2 protein-coding genes are annotated in these 1,240 nt (G+C 74.9%); both read left to right on the top strand.

Annotated elements, in window-relative coordinates:
- Positions 1-651 (top strand): glycosyltransferase 87 family protein (locus HMPREF3099_RS08910; protein ID WP_168168500.1); only part of this gene is annotated, 651 nt, incomplete at its 5' end.
- Positions 648-1,240 (top strand): glycosyltransferase family 87 protein (locus HMPREF3099_RS12100; protein ID WP_168168499.1); only part of this gene is annotated, 593 nt, incomplete at its 3' end. The genes HMPREF3099_RS08910 and HMPREF3099_RS12100, both read left to right, overlap by 4 nt.

Genomic DNA, 1,240 nt, shown 5'->3' with positions numbered 1-1,240 from the left:
CCCCGCCAGTGGCGGGCCGCCGGCGTGGCCCTGGCCTCGATGCTGGCGACGGTGGGCCTGGGCTTCCTCCTGCTGCCCTCGGACTCCCGCGCCTTCTGGAGCGAGGTCCTGCCCGAGACCGGCCGCATCGGCGCCCCCAGCTACGTGGCCAACCAGTCGGTCAAGGGCCTGCTCGCCCGCTTCCTCGGCGACGAGGCGCCCGCCCTGGACCCGGCCTGGTTCGCCCTCGCCAGCGTGGTGGGGCTCGTGCTCGTGCTCGCCGCCGCCCGGCTGGCGGCCCTGGGCGACCGGGCGGCCGGGCTGTGGGTCGCGGCGCTCGGCATGCTCATGGCCTCGCCGGTCAGCTGGTCGCACCACTGGGTCTGGCTGGCGCCGCTGGCGCTGGCTGTACTGTGCTCCGAGGCCCGCCGGGACGTGCCGCGCCCCGCGCGCTGGGCCGTCGCGGCGATGCTGGGATCGGCACTGCTGCAGGTGATCTGGTGGGTCCCTTCCCGAGACGGTCGCGAACTGGAGTGGAACGCATGGCAGGTGCTGCTGGGGAACGCGTACGTCTGGTGCGCGCTGCTGATGACGGTGGCGTTGGTGCCGCTGGCGGTGGCGCAGGTGCGCGCGCTGCTGGCCGGACGCGGGGGCGTGGGGTCCGCCGCGTGAGCCGCGCCGACGGCCGCCCCACTGCGCCGCTGGACCGCCCGGCCACCTCCCCGTGGGTGTGGTTCCCCGGCTTCGTGCTGGTCACCGCCGCCGTGCTGTACATGCTGCGCATGCGCGACGTCCCGCCGCTGGACCTGCGCGTCTACTCCAGCGGCGTGCGGGCCCTGCTCGACGGCCAGCCGGTGTACGACCTCACCTACACCGGCTCGATGCTGACCTTCACCTACCCGCCGTTCGCGCTGCTGGCCTTCCTGCCCATGGCCTGGGTGGGGGACTGGATGGGGTCGGCGCTCACCCTCGTGGCCTCCGTGGCCGCCGTCGGCTACCTGCTCCACACCGCCCTGGGGCGCACCCGGGTGGGCGCGGTGGTGGCCACCGTGCTCTTCCTGGCCGCCATGGCCGCCGAGCCGGTCTGGCTCACCATGCACTTCGGACAGGTCAACCTCGTGCTGGCCGCCCTGGTGACCGCTGACCTCCTCGGCGGGCGCGACCGGTGGTGGCGCGGCATCGGGCTGGGCGTCGCCGCCGGCATCAAGCTCTCGCCGCTCACCTTCGTGGCCTGGCTGCTGCTCACCCGCCAGTGGCGGGG

The organism is Kytococcus sp. HMSC28H12 (genome assembly GCF_001816045.1).
In the GTDB taxonomy this organism is placed as follows: Bacteria; Actinomycetota; Actinomycetes; order Actinomycetales; family Dermatophilaceae; genus Kytococcus; species Kytococcus schroeteri.
This window is presented reverse-complemented; position numbering and strand designations above follow the sequence as displayed.